This window comes from Microbacterium sp. (assembly GCF_035687345.1).
Classification (GTDB): domain Bacteria; phylum Actinomycetota; class Actinomycetes; order Actinomycetales; family Microbacteriaceae; genus Microbacterium.
The window spans coordinates 1-15,276 of sequence record NZ_DASRXZ010000075.1 but is presented as its reverse complement, the minus strand read 5'-3'; the positions used below and the strand labels follow the sequence as shown (position 1 = coordinate 15,276).

Here is a 15,276-nt window from a genome sequence, read left to right as displayed (position 1 = left end):
CGGGAGACGCTCGACCCCGGCACCGGCTCGGCCCACGCAGACGTGTGCGCACCGCGCGCGACCGCCTCGCGGATCACGCGGTGGTACGACGGGTCGTACTCGACCTCGTCGATGCGGCGACCCCACCGGTCGTGCGCGCGCAGCTCGGGCTCGTGCCTGTTCGCGCGCTCGGCGTCGGTCTGGAAGTCCGCGGACCCGGTGAGGCGCCCCGCGTCGCGGAGCGCGGCATCCGCCCATTCGGCGCCGAAGGCACGTACCGCCTCGGTGAGCGGCGCATTCGAGCCGTACTCGTCGACGTCGACGCGTGGGGGCGCTTGATTGGTCACCTCGTGGGTCACGAGTTCACCGTACCGTCGTGTGCCGACGGCGACACGTCAGCCGACCGGCGCGATCGACAGGCGCAGGAGGATGTCGTCTTCCGGGCGGGGCGATCCGCGCCCGTCGGTGTTGTTCGTGAGCACCCACAGGGATCCGTCCGACGCGACGACGGCATCGCGCAGACGTCCCTGCTCGCCCACGAGCACGGCGACCGGATCGTGCGCAACAGCGCCCGCTTCTGTGTCGACGATCCAGAGGCGTGAGCCGCGGAGCCCCGCGATGAACACCGTGTCTCCGACCGCCGCGATGCCGCTCGGACTCGCCTCGGCCGTGGTCCACGTCGCAACCGGCTCGACGAAGCGGCCATCCCCGCCGACCCCCTCGACGACGGGCCAGCCGTAGTTCCCGCCCGGTTCGATGCGGTTCAGCTCGTCCCACGAGTTCTGGCCGAACTCGCTCGCCCACATCGTGCCGTCGGACGTCCACGCGATGCCCTGCACGTTGCGGTGCCCGAGGCTCCACACGGCGTTGCCGAACGGATTGCCCGGAGCCGCGTCGCCTTCGGGCGTGAGCCGCAGGATCTTGCCGTTCGGCGAGTCCGGATCCTGCGACGAGTCGCGGTTCGACGCATCGCCCGTCGTCACGTAGAGCAGCTCGTCTGGGCCGAACGCGATGCGGCCGCCGTTGTGGTTGCCCGCTCGCGCGATGCCGGAGAAGACGACCTCCGGCTCGCCCAGCGCGAGCGACCCGGTGTCGCCGGTGAGCGGCATCCGCACCACCCGGTTGTCGTCGCTCGCACCGTGATACGCGTACAGCCACCGCGAGTCCCCCTCCTCCCACACCGCGAGGCCGTGCAGTCCGGCCTCACCGCCCGCCATGACACCCGGAATGGCCCCCGCATCGCGCAGCTCGCCCGACGGTGTGAGCTCGAGGATGCGCCCGTCGTCGCGCTGGCTGATGAGCGCTCCCCCGGACTCGAACGGCACCACCGACCACGGAGAGCGAAGTCCCGTCGCGAGCGTCTCAGGAGCGCCCTGCGGTGCCCACCATCCTTCCGCCGGCCCGGAGGTGGTCGGGCTCGCGCTCGGGGCCGATGTCCGCGGAGCGGTCGGCGGCACGGGCTGGGGAGGAGTCGACGGAGCGCACGCGCATGTCGCACCCACCGCCGCGGCCAGCAGCGCCGCCGCGAGCGCGCGTCGCATCCGTGTCATACGCCGTCGGCTGCGCGCTCGACGGTCTCGATGTCGATCTTCGTCATCGAGAGCATCGCCTCGACGGCGCGGTGCGAGCGATCGGGATCAGGGTCACGGATGAGCTCGATGAGGCGGTCCGGCACGATCTGCCACGAGAGCCCCCATCGGTCCTTGAGCCAGCCGCACGGCTGCTCCTGCCCGCCGTCCGCCGTCAGCGCCGCCCAGTAGCGGTCGACCTCCTCCTGGCTCTTGCACGACACGTACAGCGAGATCGCCTCGGTGAAGGGGAACTGCGGACCCGCGTCCATCGCGTAGTAGTCGCGCCCGGCCAGGCGGAAATGCGCGTGCATGACCTTGCCCCCCATGCCCGGGACCTCGTCGGGGTACTTGCCGACCGACACGACCTCGGAGTCCGGGATCAGCGACGTGTAGAACGCGATCGCCTCCTCGGCGTCGTCGTCGAACCACAGGAACGGCGTGACATCGCTCATGGACTCAGACTTCCCCTGCGGTCGCGGCGGCGCAAGGGAGGGGACGACGGATGCCGCACCCCCGCGGCATCCGTCACCCCCGCGGCAGCTGCTCGGCAGCCCACCGGTTCATGTCGGCGCTGAACGCGGCATCCCGCAGCGGCTCCGGGCGCCGAGCGGTGTAGACGATGCGCAGCCCCTGGGGACTCGTGACGGTGAGATCGCGGGTGTTCCAGGCGGTGTCAGCCGGTCCCTCGACGGCGGTGCCGGCCACGCTGCGCGCACGCGCCGCCAGCGCGTCGAGCTCGTCGAAGGTCGCGGCGATCGACAACTGCATTCCGCTCCCGACCACGGCATCGGCGGATCCTCGACGAAGCAGGATGTCCTGATACCGCCAGCGCCGCAGGTGGATGAGCGCGGGGGCATCGCCGGGCGGCATCGCGAAGAGCTCGATGAAATCGAGCGCCGTCGTGAACCACGCGGCCGCCGCCCGCACGTCGGCGACCGCGAGCGACACGAACATCGGCATCCCGTAGATGTCACGGGTGATGCCCTCTTGGAGTTCCGGTGATGTGCTCATGGACCGAGGATGGGGGTTGACGCTGCGTCAAGGTCAATCCCGCATCCTCGAACGGACGCCGATCAGGATGACGTGCCGTTGCCGATCGGGATCCGACGCGGCAGCCACAGGTGGCGCATCGAGGTGCCTGCGACAATCGGTACATGGCGCGCTCGGCGAAACCCGCATCCGGTACGCGCCGCGCAGCATCCGCCCGGCGCCGAACAGGGGCGAAACGCGCCCACGCGCGCAGCCCGCGACGCGCCACGCCGGCTCAGCGCCGTCGCAAAGCGCAGCGCGCCCGCCGGTGGCGGATCGCGCTGATCACCGCCGCATCCGCCCTCGCCGTCGCCGCCGTGATCTCGGTCATCGTGATCGTCGGCCTGGCTGCACGCGCACTGAGCGATCTCGGCACCGGACTCGGCGGCATCGGCGACGCCATCACCGACCCGGGTCCGTTCGACACGCTCGCCCGCTACGACGACGAGCAGCTCGCCAACGCGGGCACGATCGTCACCGCCGCGTGCGATCTCGGCCTCGGCACCCGCGACCAGGCCATCGGGGTCATGACCGCGATGGGCGAATCGTCGCTCCGCAACATCGAGTACGGGGATTGGGAGACCAGCGGAGTCACCAATCCCGACGGGTCTCCGACGACGTCCATCGGCCTGTTCCAGCAGCAGGACGGCTGGGGCACCCGCGAGCAGCGTCTCGACCCGTACACCTCGGCGACGATCTTCTTCCAGGCGATGCTCCGGAAGGTGCCCGATCCCGAGCGCCAGCAGCTCGAGCCGACGATCGTCGCACATCGCACGCAGATCAACCGCGACCCCGAGCATTACGCGAAGTACTGGACGGGTGCTGTGCAGGTCGTCGACGAACTCCGCGACCGCGGCGTCGGCTGCGGCGAGTGATTTCCCACTGCTCCCTGAGAACGCGAACTCGGCGTTTATGGGGGGCTCGGCCAGGTCAGTCTGGTGAACTCGACATGCGCGGCACGTGATGACGACATCTGTGCGCCCACCGCGCACGGATGACTCATGGACACGATGACCGCTCCCCCGCTCCCCACCCCCTCGCCGGCCGTCGCGGCGACGCTTCCGGGGCGGTCGTACGAGCGGGAGCGCGCGGAGGGCACGGCCGTTCTGCGCGGACTGCTCTACGCGACCGTGTTCGTGGTGCTCGTGTACGGCCCGATCACCGCCGGGGTCGTCGCCGTGGTGCACCTTGTGAACGCCGGACGTTGAGGCTGCCGTTGGACCGTCCGCACCGGAATCGCCCTGTGCGAGCGCCGATTGAGCTGGGCGCAGGAGAGTCGAAGATGGTGGACCTGAGGGGACTCGAACCCCTGACCCCCTGCATGCCATGCAGGTGCGCTACCAGCTGCGCCACAGGCCCGGATGCCGCTCCGAACCGCTCGGAACAACTCGTCCACTCTACTACACGCGCAACCGTGTCTCGAACCACGACGGGTGTCGGACGGCTCCCATAGTGTGACCTCGTCGAAGGGAAATCCATGATCAAGCTCGGCAACATCACGTTCTACGCCGACGACCCGCCCACGCTCGCACGGTTCTGGTCCGAGGTGTTCGGCTACCCCTACCGCGAGTTCGACGGCGAACTGCGCCAGCAGCTGCTCGACTCCGGTCTCACCGAAGCGGACCTGGCGAAGCGAGGGCTCGCCGAAGATCCTGAGGGCAAGGGACCGCGCCTCTTCTTCCATCACGCGTCCGAGGCGAAGTCGGGCCGGAATCGGATCCATCTCGACATCAACGTCGTCCGTGAGCCGGGCGATGAGGCGGCTCTCGATGCCGAGAAGGACCGGCTCGTGGCGCTCGGAGCCGAGGTCGTGCGTCTCGTCGAACAGACATGGGGCCCGTGGCCCGAGCGGTATTACCAGTTGCGCGACCCCGAAGGCAACGAGTTCTGCCTGCAGTAGAACTCGAGCCGTGCGCCCGCGGGCGCCGGATCAGTCGTCGGCGGATGCGCCCTGCTTGACCTCCACGGGCACGATCGGGCAGTCCTTCCACAGGCGCTCCAGCCCGTAATAGACGCGCTCCTGCTCGTGGAACACGTGCACCACGAGGTCGCCGAAGTCGAGCAGCACCCAGCGAGCCTCCGTGCGCCCTTCGCGGCGCAGGCGCTTGTAGCCCGCCTCGAGCAGCTTCTCCTCGATCTCGTCCGCGATCGCCGCGACGTTGCGCTCACTCCGACCCGACACGAGCAGGAAGATGTCGACGAGCGGAAGCGGTCCTGATACGTCGAGGGCGACGAGGTCCTCGCCGCCCTTCGAGTCCGCGGCAGCCGCCGCGATCGCGAGCATCTCGCGCGCCTGGTCGGTCGCCGTCATCAAAGAACTCCTGTCACGAAGGCGAGGATCAGGACGCCGACCAGCGCGAGCGCGAGGGCGCCCGCCGTGATCGCGAGCGAGATCATGAGTCGGCTGCCCTTCTCGGGTGCGGGCGGTTTGATGATCTCACCGGGCGTCTTGACGGTGCTGATCGCGGCGCTCGCAGCGATCGGCGTGGGCGACGAATGAGCGGGCAGCTCGCCGTCCACAAGCACCGCGTCGACCTCCTTGCCGTCGGCCGTGCCGGGGATCGCCCCCGTCGAGCCGAGCCCCTCGGGCAGGTTGAACGTGCCCGTGACGAGCACCTCACCTGTCGCGGCGACCGGCGCCACGATGCCGGACTGGTCGGGCTGCGGCACGATGAGTGCGTTCGGCGTGCCCGTCGACCCGCTCGTCGACGCCGACGTGATGAGCTCGTCGAATGACGGCGGAAGCACGACGTTCGGCGCACCTTCGGCGAGCAGGCCTGCTCCGAGCTGGGAGTTGACGCCCCTCTCCCCCGACGATGCCGCTGACTGGTCAGCAGGACGCTGCGGTGCGGGCTCGAATGTCGGCGTCGGGGCGGACGCCGCGGCCGCCGGCGCCGACGGCGCGGCGGGCGCAGCCTGCTCGGCTTCGTGCTCCTCGGTCACCCCTGCGGCGCTGAGCAGCCACGACGGCACACCACTCTCGCCCGTTTCGCTCGACGGCTCGGCCCGCGGAGCAGGCGTCTGCGGGGCCGGCGTCTGCGGCGCAGGAGCCGGAGTGCCGAACATGGGCGCCTGCGGGGCGGGAGCCGGAGCACCGAACAACGGCGACTTCGGCGTGGCGGAGCTGCCGAAGGTGGGCGGCTTCGGGGTCGGCGTCTCCGCGGGCCTCACCGGCCAGACGCGAGCGGGCTGCTCGGCGGCTGGCGCCTGCGACGCGGCGGGGGGCGCGGCATCCGGTTTCGCGGCTGCCGGCGCGTCGGTCGGCGCCGACGTGTAGCCCGACGCGATCTCAGGCGTAATCACCGGAACGGATGCCGTGCGAATGCGCTCCTGCTGGCGCGCCTGGCGGCGCGTGAGGGGCGCGACACCCAGGTCGACCGCGGAGTCGGCGACGGGCGGCGGGGGCAGAACGGGCGGGTCGGCCGGGCGCGCGAGCGGGACGACGGGAGTCGAAGCGACAGGCGGAGCAGAAGGCGCCGGAGTCGCGGGGGTCGGCGCGGAGGGCGCCGGAGCAGACTGATCCGGGCGGGCGATGGGGGCCGAGGTCACCGGCGGCGTGGGAGCTGCGGGAGTGTCGGCGGGCGCGGCATCCGTCGTCACGATCGGCGTCGCACCGGTGTTGCGGATCTGGCGCAACTGCTTTCGTGTGAGTGCTGGAGTAGCCGGCTGCTCGGGTGTACTCATTCCTTGCTCCGGTAAAGATGATGCTTCGCAATGTATTGGACGACCCCGTCGGGCACGAGATACCACACCGGGTGACCGCGACGGACGCGATCCCGGCAGTCCGTCGACGAGATGGCGAGGGCTGGAACCTCGAGCTGACTCACATCGTCGCTCGGCAGTCCGTCTGTGCTCAGCACATGGCCCGGACGCGAGACGGCGACGAAGTGGGCGAGGTCCCACAACTCATCATGGTCTCTCCAACTGAGAATTTGCGCTATGGCGTCTGCGCCCGTGATGAAGAAGAGCTCAGCAGTCGGGCGCTCGGCTTTGAGGTCTCGCAGCGTGTCGATCGTGAAGGTGGGGCCCTCGCGATCGATGTCGACCCGGCTGACGGTGAAGCGCGGGTTGGAGGCGGTCGCGATGACCGTCATGAGATAGCGGTGCTCCGCGGCCGACACGTCGTGCTTCTGCCACGGCTGGCCCGTCGGCACGAACACGACCTCATCGAGATCGAACGACTGAGCGACCTCGCTCGCGGCGACCAGGTGCCCATGGTGGATGGGATCGAACGTCCCACCCATGACCCCGATCCGCGGGGCTCGTTCACCCGACATCCAGTGCGGCCTAGTGGCCGTGTTCCACCCGCTGGACGTCGTTCGCGTGAGCGCGCGCGTAGGCCTCCGCCTTCGGCGAGTGGCGGTTGGCCACGTTGCGGTACGAGAGCGTCACGAACGCGAGGAGCGTGAAGATGACGAGCGCGACGATCCCGTACACCGCCGTCTCGGCAGCGACGTTGCCGGTGTGCTCGGTCTCTTCTGCTGCGAACGCGATCAGCGAGGCGAGGGTCATTCGGGCTCCGTTTCCATCGTGCGCCGGGTGGCGCGCCCGTCCAGTCTAAGCCTCACTCGCGAACCTGTCCGGAACCGCGCGCGATCCACTTCGTGCTCGTGAGCTCCGCGAGGCCCATCGGTCCGCGCGCGTGAAGCTTCTGCGTCGAGATGCCGACCTCGGCGCCGAATCCGAACTCCCCGCCGTCGGTGAAGCGAGTGGACGCGTTCGCCATGACGACGGCCGAGTCGACCTCGGCCAGGAACCGCTCCGCGCTCGCGTCGTCCTGCGTGATGATCGACTCGGTGTGGTGCGTCGAGTAGCGGCGGATGTGCGCGAGCGCCTCGTCGAGATCGTCGACCACTCGCATCGACACGTCGAGGCTCAGGTACTCCGTCGCCCAGTCGTCGTCGGTCGCGGGCACGACGCCCTCGGCGAGCGCCGACACGCGGTCGTCGCCGTGCACGGTCACGCCCTTCTCCTGGAGCGCCGCGACGACCGGCGACACGAGACGCTCGGCGGCGGCGCGGTGCACGAGCACGGTCTCGACCGCGTTGCACACGCTCGGTCGCTGGACCTTCGCGTTGACGACGATGTCGCGCGCCCACTCGAGCGGGGCGCTCGCGTCGAGCACGATGTGGACGACCCCGGCGCCGGTCTCGATGACCGGGACGGATGACTCGGTGACGACGGTCTCGATGAGCTGCGCGCTCCCTCGTGGCACGAGCACGTCGACGATGCCGCGCGCATGCATGAGCTCGCGCGCGCCCTCGCGCCCGAACGAGTCGACCGTCTGGATCGCCTCGGGGTCGATGCCGCGAGCGGCGAGTGCTTCGCGCATCGCGTCGACGAGCGCGGCGTTCGTGAGCTCGGCGGCGGTGCCGCCGCGCAGCACGACGGCGTTGCCCGACCGCAGGGCGAGGGCGGCGATGTCGACCGTCACGTTCGGGCGAGCCTCGTAGATCGAGCCCACGACCCCGAACGGCACCGAGACCTTCGCGAGCGCCACGCCGTTCGGCAGCACGCGCTCGTCGAGCACGCGGCCGACCGGATCGGGCAGTGCCGCGACGTCGCGCACCGCCGCCGCCAGCGCGGCCACGCGCGGCTCGTCCAGGCGCAGACGGTCCTGGAGGGCGGTGCTGAGACCGGTGGTCCGCCCGCGTTCGAGGTCCTCGGCGTTCGCGGCGACGATCGCCGGGGCCGCCGCCTCGATGGCATCGGCGATCGCGAGCAGCGCGTCGCGCTTCTCGGCGTCGGTCAGGCGCCCCACGCTGCGAGCGGCCTCCTTCGCGAGCAGCATGCGGTCGCGGGCGGTCGTCGCGGTGGTGGCGGTCATCTCGCCAGTTTATCGGCGGGCAGAGAGGTCGCGATCGTGCGCAGCGGGCCTGTGCCGGCGGGCCAGGCCGGTTCGGGGTTCGGTGCGAACCACGTTCCGATCTCGTCGCCGGCGAGGGCGCGGCCGACGAGGTCGGCGCTCGTGACGAGGACGCCGACACCGGATGCCGCGGCCAGCCGCGCCGCGGAGACCTTGGTCGCCGCTCCCCCGGTTCCCACGCTGTTGACCACGACCGAGCCGAACTCGAAGTCGTGCAGGTCCTCGCCGTACGCGATGCGGTGGATGGGCCGCGCGTCGGGCTCTTCCGGCGGACGCGTGTAAAGCGCCTCGATGTCGCTGAGCAGCACGAGGGCATCCGCCCCGATGAGCTGCGCCACGAGCGCCGCGAGACGGTCGTTGTCGCCGAATCGGATCTCGTGCGTGGCGACCGTGTCGTTCTCGTTGACGATCGGAAGGATGCGCAGTCCGAGGAGGCGCTCCATGGCGCGGCGCGCGTTCGAGCGATGGGTCGGGTTCTCGAGGTCGCCGGCGGTGAGGAGCACCTGGCCGGCGACGACGCGGAACGGCCGCAGCGCCTCCTGGTACCGGTAGATGAGGACGTTCTGGCCGACGGCGGCGGCCGCCTGCTGCGTCGCGAGGTCGGTGGGCCGCTCCTCGAGCGACAGGAACGGCATGCCGGTGGCGATCGCTCCCGACGACACGAGGACGACCTCGGTGCCGCGCGCATGCGCGGCGGCGAGCGCCTCGACGATGGACTGGATGCGAGGGGCGTTGTCACCGCTGATCGATGACGATCCCACCTTCACGACCACCCGGCGCGACCCGGGGATGTCCTGTCGTTCGGCTGCGCTCACTCATCCTCCTCGTCGATGTCGTCGATCTCGTCGATGTCGTACGCGCGCGCGGCGAGGCGCTCGGCCTCGAGCTCGGCACGCGCCTCGGCCTTCGCGTCCATGCGCTCGTGGTACCGCTCGCGACGCTCCGCCGTCGTGCGTCGCGTGGACCCGTCCAGCCGCGGATCGGTGCCGCGCGGCGCGGTCATGAGCTCGGCCACGGACGACAGCGACGGCTGCCAGTCGAACACGACGCCGTCGTCGCCGCCGATGATGACGGTCGAGCCCGGTGTCGCGCCCACGCGGTAGAGCTCCTCCTCGACGCCGAGGCGCTCGAGGCGGTCGGCGAGGTAGCCGACGGCCTCGTCGTTCTGGAAGTCGGTCTGCTGCACCCAGCGCTCGGGCTTCGCGCCGCGCACGCGGTACACCGGGCCGTACGTGCCCCCCTCGACGCGCACGGTGAACTCCTGCTCCGCGCCCTTCGGCCGGATGACGATGCGCTCGGGGGCGGGCTTGACCGCTTCGGCCGCACGGTGCTCGGCGACGATCTGAGCGAGCGCGAACGTGAGTTGACGGAGCCCCTCGTGGCTGACCGTCGAGATCTCGAACACACGGTAGCCGCGCTCCTCGAGGTCGGGGCGCACGAGGTCGGCGAGATCCTTCGCCTCGGGGACGTCGACCTTGTTGAGCGCGATGAGCTGGGGCCGCTCGAGCAGCGGCACCTGACCCTCCGGCACGGGGTATGCGGCGAGCTCCGCGAGGATCACGTCGAGGTCGGTGAGCGGGTCGCGACCCGGTTCGAGCGTCGCGCAGTCGAGCACGTGCACGAGCGCCGTGCACCGCTCGACGTGCCGCAGGAACTCGAGCCCGAGCCCCTTGCCCTCGCTCGCGCCCTCGATGAGGCCGGGAACATCGGCGACGGTGTAACGCACGTCGCCGGCCTGGACGACGCCGAGGTTCGGATGCAGCGTCGTGAACGGGTAGTCGGCGATCTTGGGTCGCGCGGCGGAGACGGCCGCGATGAGGCTCGACTTGCCCGCCGACGGGAAGCCGACGAGAGCGACGTCGGCGACCGTCTTGAGTTCGAGGATGACGTCGCCCTCCCAGCCCGGCGTGCCGAGCAGCGCGAAGCCCGGGGCCTTGCGCTTGGGAGATGCGAGGGCCGCGTTGCCGAGGCCGCCGAGACCGCCCGGTGCGACGACGAAGCGCATGCCGGGCTCGATCATGTCGACGAGGACCTCGCCCGACGGGTCCTTCACGACCGTGCCGACGGGCACCGGCAGCTCGAGGGACTCGCCGTGCGCGCCCGACCGGTTGTCGCCCATGCCGAAGCCGCCGTTGCCGGCGGAGCGGTGCGGCGAGTGGTGGTACGACAGAAGCGTCGTCACCTGCGGGTCGGCGACGAGCACGATGTCGCCGCCGTGACCGCCGTTGCCGCCGTCGGGGCCGGCCAGCGGCTTGAACTTCTCGCGGCGCACCGACACGCAGCCGTTGCCCCCCTTGCCGGCACGCAGGTGCAGCGTGACGCGGTCGACGAATGTGACCATGCCGTCTCCTCCTGCTGTGCGCCGGCCGTGCGGGCGGGCGATGTTCCTGATTATGCGCAGTGAGGGGCGAGCCGAAGCCCGCCCCTCACCGTAAGTCCTGTCGAAGCGCCCGGATCACTCCGCGGTCGCGACGATGTTGACGACCTTGCGGCCGCCCTTGGTGCCGAACTCGACAGCACCCGCCGCGAGGGCGAACAGCGTGTCGTCGCCGCCACGGCCGACGTTGACGCCGGGGTGGAAGTGCGTGCCGCGCTGGCGGACGAGGATCTCGCCGGCGTTGACGACCTGGCCGCCGAAGCGCTTCACGCCGAGGCGCTGGGCGTTCGAGTCACGACCGTTGCGGGTGGAGCTTGCGCCCTTCTTGTGTGCCATCTCTGCGTCTCTCCTGGCTTACTTGATGCCGGTGACCTTGACGCGCGTGAGCTCCTGACGGTGGCCCTGGCGCTTCTTGTAGCCGGTCTTGTTCTTGAACTTCTGGATCACGATCTTCGGGCCGCGCTCCTCACCGAGAACCTCGGCGGTCACCGTGACCTTCGCGAGCTTGTCGGCGTCGGTCGTGACGGAGTCGCCGTCGACGAACAGCACGGCGGGCAGCTCGATCTTGTCGCCGACCTTCGCGGCCTGGCGATCGAGAACGACGATCGAGCCGACCTCGACCTTCTCCTGTCGCCCGCCGGCGCGCACAACTGCGTAAACCACTTCACACCTGTTTCTTCTGGGAGCGCACGCGCTCGGGATGTCATGAAAGACGTGGCGCGGATGTCTCGACGCACCAAAGGACTACTTTACCGGATGCCTCATACCCTTGGCAAAAGCACCCACCCTGTGCCGCCGCGGCCCCTCCACCCGTTCCGCATGCATAGGATCGGCGCGTGGCGATCCTGATCGACGACCCCCAGTGGCCCGCTCACGGGCGCCTGTGGGCGCACTTGGTCAGCGACTCGGACCTCGACGAGTTGCACGCGTTCGCCGCAGCGAACGGCATTCCGCGCCGTGGATTCGACCTCGACCACTACGACGTGCCGGATGAGGCGCACGCGCGCCTCGTGGCGGCGGGCGCCCGGCACGTGAGCGCCCACACGCTCGTACGGGCGCTCATCGCATCGGGACTGCGCGTGCGCGCACGCGACCGGCGCTGAGCCTCCATCCCGGAGGAGGCCCGCGCCGCGTCAGTCGTCGGAGGGCGTGTGCGAGACCGGCGTCCCCGTCAGGGCGGCGGTCGTCACGCGGCGGCGTGCCCGCCCCTGCCCCGGAGCCTTCGGCTCGGGGAGCGCGTTGAGCACCGAGTCGAGCAGGAGCTCCTTCTCGGTCTTGGGCGTTGCCGGGGCATCCGACTTCTTCTTGCGCTTCTTGCGCTCCGGCTTGTCGGCCTTCGCGGGCTTGTCCGCCTTCTCGACGACCGGAAGCGGCACGATCGGCTCGGAGGCCGCCTGCTCGCGCGCCTCCTCCTCGGTGTGGTGGATCGTCGACGCCGCGATCTGGGCGAGGGCGGACTTGACGCCCTCGGTGATCACATGCGTGCCGGCGCCGGGCTGCGACGAGCCGCCGCTCTGGCGCGACGAACGGCGTCCGCCCTGCGAGCTCGCCGACGCGCGGTGCTTGACCACCGGGTCGTGGTGCACGATGAGACCGCGGCCCGCGCACACCTCGCACGGCTCGCTGAAGGTCTCGAGCAGGCCGAGGCCGAGCTTCTTGCGCGTCATCTGCACGAGGCCGAGCGAGGTCACCTCGGCGACCTGGTGCTTCGTGCGGTCACGGCTCAGGCACTCGACGAGGCGGCGCAGCACGAGGTCGCGATTGGACTCGAGCACCATGTCGATGAAGTCGACGACGATGATGCCGCCGATGTCGCGCAGCCGCAACTGGCGGACGATCTCCTCGGCCGCTTCGAGGTTGTTCTTGGTGACCGTCTCTTCGAGGTTGCCGCCCGAGCCGACGAACTTGCCCGTGTTGACGTCGATGACCGTCATCGCCTCGGTGCGGTCGATCACGAGCGAACCACCGGACGGCAGCCACACCTTGCGGTCGAGCGCCTTCTCGATCTGCTCGGTGATGCGGAACTCGTCGAACGGGTCGCCGTCGCCCTCGTAGCGCTCGACCCGCTCGAGCAGGTCGGGCGCGACCGACTCGAGGTACTTCGTGATGGTGTGGTGCGCGTCGTCGCCCTGGATGAGCATGCGCGAGAAGTCCTCGTTGAAGACGTCGCGGACGATCTTGACCAGGAGGTCGGGCTCGGAGTGCAGCAGCGCCGGAGCCTGGATCGTCTCGACCTGCTTCGAGATGTGCTCCCACTGGTTGGTGAGGCGCTGCACATCGCGCGTGAGCTGCTCCTCGGTTGCGCCCTCGGCCGCCGTGCGCACGATGACGCCCGACGACTCGGGGAGCACCTCCTTGAGGATCTTCTTGAGACGCGCGCGCTCGGTGTCGGGCAGCTTGCGCGAGATTCCGTTCATGGCACCGCCCGGCACGTACACGAGGTACCTGCCCGGGAGGGAGATCTGGCTCGTCAGGCGCGCGCCCTTGTGGCCGACCGGGTCCTTCGTGACCTGCACGAGCACGCGATCGCCCGTCTTGAGCGCGAGCTCGATCCGACGCGGCTGGTTGCCGGTCTCGACCGCGTCCCAGTCCACCTCGCCCGAGTACAGCACGGCGTTGCGGCCGCGGCCGATGTCGACGAACGCGGCCTCCATGCTCGGCAGCACGTTCTGCACGCGGCCGAGGTACACGTTGCCGATGAGCGACGCGTCCTGGTTGCGCGCGACGTAGTGCTCGACGAGCACCTTGTCTTCGAGCACCGCGATCTGGATGCGGCCGTTCTTCGAGCGCACGATCATCTCGCGGTCGACCGCCTCGCGGCGCGCGAGGAACTCCGCCTCGGTCACGACCGCACGGCGACGCCCGGCCTCACGGCCGTCGCGGCGACGCTGCTTCTTCGCCTCGAGGCGCGTCGAGCCCTTGATGCGCTGCGGCTCGGTGATGAGCTCGACGGCGCGCTGCTTGCGCGGGGCGGGCTGGTCGCCCGAATCCTTCGAAGAGTCGGATGCGTCGTCGCGCCCTTCTCCCCCGCCGCCGCGGCGGCGGCGACGACGCGACCCGGACGATCCGTTGTCATCGTCGCGCTGCGGGCTCTGCCTGGGCGGCAGGAGCGTGATCTCCGGCGCGTAGAAGTGGAGCTCGGTGGAGACCGCCGACACGAACACCTCGGGCAGCAGGCCGAGGCTCTGCGCGGTCGGCGGCGCGGGTGAGGTCTCCTCGGCCACGGGCTCGGCGTCTTCCGACGAGCCCTCCGGCGCGTCGCTCTCGGACGCCGGCGCTTCCTCGGCGCCCTCCGGCGTCTCGGCCGACTCCGTGGCGGCCGGCGTCTCGGCGGACTCCGTGGTCGCCGGCGTCTCGGCCGGCTCAGCGCCCGGGGGCGCGGCATCCGTCTCGGGCTCGACCGGCGACTCGGCCGCCTGCTCCGCCTCATCGGCGGAAGCCTGCTCCGGCTCGGTGACGGAGTCCTCGGCGGGATCGGCCGGAGCGGCCGACTCCTGCGCGGGCTCGTCGTCGGAGCCCTGCTCGGGCTCCGCGGCATTCGGGGCGCTGTCGCCCTCGGTCGCCTCGACCGACTCGATGACCGCCTCGGTCTCGACGCTCGCCGCGTCGTCCGCGTCCGCGGACTGCGGAGCGGCTACCGGAGCGTCGGATTCGGGGCGGGGGTCGGCGTGTGTGTCATTCTCATCAGCCATCTACGGCGTACTCCCTGCGGGGCGGCACCGCGCGCCGCCCGGCGAAATCTCGTGCTGCGCCGCTCCGTGCCCTCCGGTCCGGGGCGGTGCTGCGAACTCACTCGGTCTGCAACGGAACCCGGCTCTGTCGGCGGAGTTCGCTGCGGGGGCTGTCATCGCCCGAAGTCTGCGTTGATGCGGTGTTCGCGGCGCGGCCGCGACACATCCCGTCCATTATCGCACCTTCGCGGAGGTTTGCCCATCTCGCGGGAGTCCGCGCCGTTTCCACGGCGGATGCGGCGGCATCCGCCCAGTCGTCGATGCCATAATCCGTCGCATGCCCGAACCGCAGACGCACGCGCGTCCCACCGCCACGGCCGTGTGGCTCATCATCGCCGGCGTCATCGGCTGGTGGGCGGCGTTCTCGCTCACGATGGAGCGCCTGCACCTGCTCGAGAACCCCGGCTCGCAGGCGTCGTGCGACTTCAGCCCGCTCGTGCAGTGCGGCAAGAACCTCGAGTCGTGGCAGGGCTCGGTGTTCGGATTCCCGAACCCCATCATCGGGCTCGCCGGGTGGGTCGCGCCGATCGTGGTCGGCTTCGCGATCCTCGCGGGCGCGCGCTTCGCGCGGTGGTTCTGGTGGCTGTTCGAGCTCGGCATGACGTTCGCGTTCGTGTTCGTCATCTGGCTCATCGCGCAGAGCATCTTCGTGATCGGAACGCTGTGCCCGTGGTGCATGGTCACGTGGGTCGTGACGATCCCGTCGTTCTACGTCGTGACGCT

18 protein-coding genes, 1 tRNA gene and 1 pseudogene are annotated in these 15,276 nt (G+C 70.4%); 5 read left to right on the top strand and 15 right to left on the bottom strand.

Translation table 11 applies throughout. From position 1 onward, the window contains the following. The 4 genes and pseudogenes from VFF97_RS08895 to VFF97_RS08880 all read right to left on the bottom strand — a co-directional run. Positions 1-338: pseudogene (locus VFF97_RS08895) on the bottom strand (DNA alkylation response protein); the annotation flags it as partial. A gap of 36 nt (positions 339-374) precedes the next feature. Continuing rightward, positions 375-1,520, bottom strand: a complete 1,146-nt coding sequence (locus tag VFF97_RS08890; RefSeq protein ID WP_325033140.1) for a PQQ-dependent sugar dehydrogenase — start codon at positions 1,518-1,520, stop codon at positions 375-377. A 5-nt stretch (positions 1,521-1,525) separates the two neighbouring features. Beyond that, entirely contained in the window at positions 1,526-2,002 is a 477-nt protein-coding gene (locus VFF97_RS08885; protein ID WP_325033139.1) for a VOC family protein, read from the bottom strand. A gap of 73 nt (positions 2,003-2,075) precedes the next feature. Next, positions 2,076-2,561: a VOC family protein gene (locus tag VFF97_RS08880; RefSeq protein WP_325033138.1), complete on the bottom strand. Its 486-nt coding sequence runs from the start codon at positions 2,559-2,561 to the stop codon at positions 2,076-2,078. A gap of 143 nt (positions 2,562-2,704) precedes the next feature. Between VFF97_RS08880 and VFF97_RS08875 the strand changes: the two genes are divergently transcribed. Both VFF97_RS08875 and VFF97_RS08870 read left to right on the top strand, forming a co-directional pair. Further along, entirely contained in the window at positions 2,705-3,454 is a 750-nt protein-coding gene (locus VFF97_RS08875) for a peptidase M23 (protein WP_325033137.1), read from the top strand. A gap of 126 nt (positions 3,455-3,580) precedes the next feature. Beyond that, positions 3,581-3,787, top strand: a complete 207-nt coding sequence (locus VFF97_RS08870) for a hypothetical protein (RefSeq protein ID WP_325033136.1) — start codon at positions 3,581-3,583, stop codon at positions 3,785-3,787. A gap of 75 nt (positions 3,788-3,862) precedes the next feature. On the opposite strand, the gene VFF97_RS08865 is transcribed toward VFF97_RS08870, so the two are convergent. After that, positions 3,863-3,938: transfer RNA gene (locus VFF97_RS08865), tRNA-Ala, on the bottom strand. Between the two features lie 118 nt (positions 3,939-4,056). Between VFF97_RS08865 and VFF97_RS08860 the strand changes: the two genes are divergently transcribed. Further along, positions 4,057-4,479, top strand: coding sequence for a VOC family protein (locus VFF97_RS08860; protein WP_325033135.1), 423 nt, complete (start codon positions 4,057-4,059; stop codon positions 4,477-4,479). Positions 4,480-4,509: 30 nt separating this feature from the next. On the opposite strand, the gene rsfS is transcribed toward VFF97_RS08860, so the two are convergent. The 9 genes from rsfS to rplU all read right to left on the bottom strand — a co-directional run bounded on the left by rsfS (position 4,510) and on the right by rplU (position 11,485). Next, positions 4,510-4,890, bottom strand: coding sequence for a ribosome silencing factor (gene rsfS / locus VFF97_RS08855; protein WP_325033134.1), 381 nt, complete (start codon positions 4,888-4,890; stop codon positions 4,510-4,512). Further along, complete coding sequence (locus VFF97_RS08850) at positions 4,890-6,263, bottom strand: hypothetical protein (RefSeq protein WP_325033133.1); 1,374 nt, start codon at positions 6,261-6,263, stop codon at positions 4,890-4,892. Before VFF97_RS08850 ends, rsfS begins: the two co-directional genes overlap by 1 nt. Beyond that, positions 6,260-6,856 carry a nicotinate-nucleotide adenylyltransferase gene (gene nadD / locus VFF97_RS08845; RefSeq protein WP_325033132.1) on the bottom strand — a complete coding sequence of 199 codons (597 nt, stop codon included), beginning with the start codon at positions 6,854-6,856 and terminating at the stop codon, positions 6,260-6,262. The genes VFF97_RS08850 and nadD overlap by 4 nt, the downstream gene beginning before the upstream one ends. 10 nt (positions 6,857-6,866) lie before the next feature. Beyond that, positions 6,867-7,091, bottom strand: coding sequence for a hypothetical protein (locus VFF97_RS08840; RefSeq protein WP_325033131.1), 225 nt, complete (start codon positions 7,089-7,091; stop codon positions 6,867-6,869). 52 nt (positions 7,092-7,143) lie between these two features. After that, entirely contained in the window at positions 7,144-8,406 is a 1,263-nt protein-coding gene (locus VFF97_RS08835; RefSeq protein ID WP_325033130.1) for a glutamate-5-semialdehyde dehydrogenase, read from the bottom strand. Next, on the bottom strand, positions 8,403-9,260 hold the full coding sequence (proB, locus tag VFF97_RS08830; RefSeq protein WP_325033129.1) for a glutamate 5-kinase: 858 nt from the start codon (positions 9,258-9,260) through the stop codon (positions 8,403-8,405). Before proB ends, VFF97_RS08835 begins: the two co-directional genes overlap by 4 nt. Continuing rightward, the gene (obgE, locus tag VFF97_RS08825; protein WP_325033128.1) at positions 9,257-10,786 is read right to left on the bottom strand and encodes a GTPase ObgE; all 1,530 of its coding nucleotides are present in this window, start codon (positions 10,784-10,786) and stop codon (positions 9,257-9,259) included. Before obgE ends, proB begins: the two co-directional genes overlap by 4 nt. Before the next feature lie 114 nt (positions 10,787-10,900). Next, positions 10,901-11,158: a 50S ribosomal protein L27 gene (gene rpmA, locus VFF97_RS08820; RefSeq protein ID WP_325033127.1), complete on the bottom strand. Its 258-nt coding sequence runs from the start codon at positions 11,156-11,158 to the stop codon at positions 10,901-10,903. Between the two features lie 18 nt (positions 11,159-11,176). Beyond that, positions 11,177-11,485 (bottom strand): 50S ribosomal protein L21, encoded by a 309-nt coding sequence (gene rplU, locus VFF97_RS08815; protein WP_325033126.1) that lies wholly within the window; start codon positions 11,483-11,485, stop codon positions 11,177-11,179. Positions 11,486-11,658: 173 nt separating this feature from the next. Here rplU and VFF97_RS08810 point away from each other — a divergent pair, with 173 nt between their 5' ends. Further along, positions 11,659-11,925, top strand: coding sequence for a DUF4031 domain-containing protein (locus VFF97_RS08810; protein ID WP_325033125.1), 267 nt, complete (start codon positions 11,659-11,661; stop codon positions 11,923-11,925). Positions 11,926-11,955: 30 nt separating this feature from the next. Here the strand turns inward: VFF97_RS08810 and VFF97_RS08805 are convergent, their stop codons facing one another. Continuing rightward, the gene (locus tag VFF97_RS08805) at positions 11,956-14,514 is read right to left on the bottom strand and encodes an Rne/Rng family ribonuclease (RefSeq protein WP_325033124.1); all 2,559 of its coding nucleotides are present in this window, start codon (positions 14,512-14,514) and stop codon (positions 11,956-11,958) included. A 316-nt stretch (positions 14,515-14,830) separates the two neighbouring features. Between VFF97_RS08805 and VFF97_RS08800 the strand changes: the two genes are divergently transcribed. Continuing rightward, positions 14,831-15,276 (top strand): vitamin K epoxide reductase family protein (locus tag VFF97_RS08800; protein WP_325033123.1); only part of this gene is annotated, 446 nt, incomplete at its 3' end.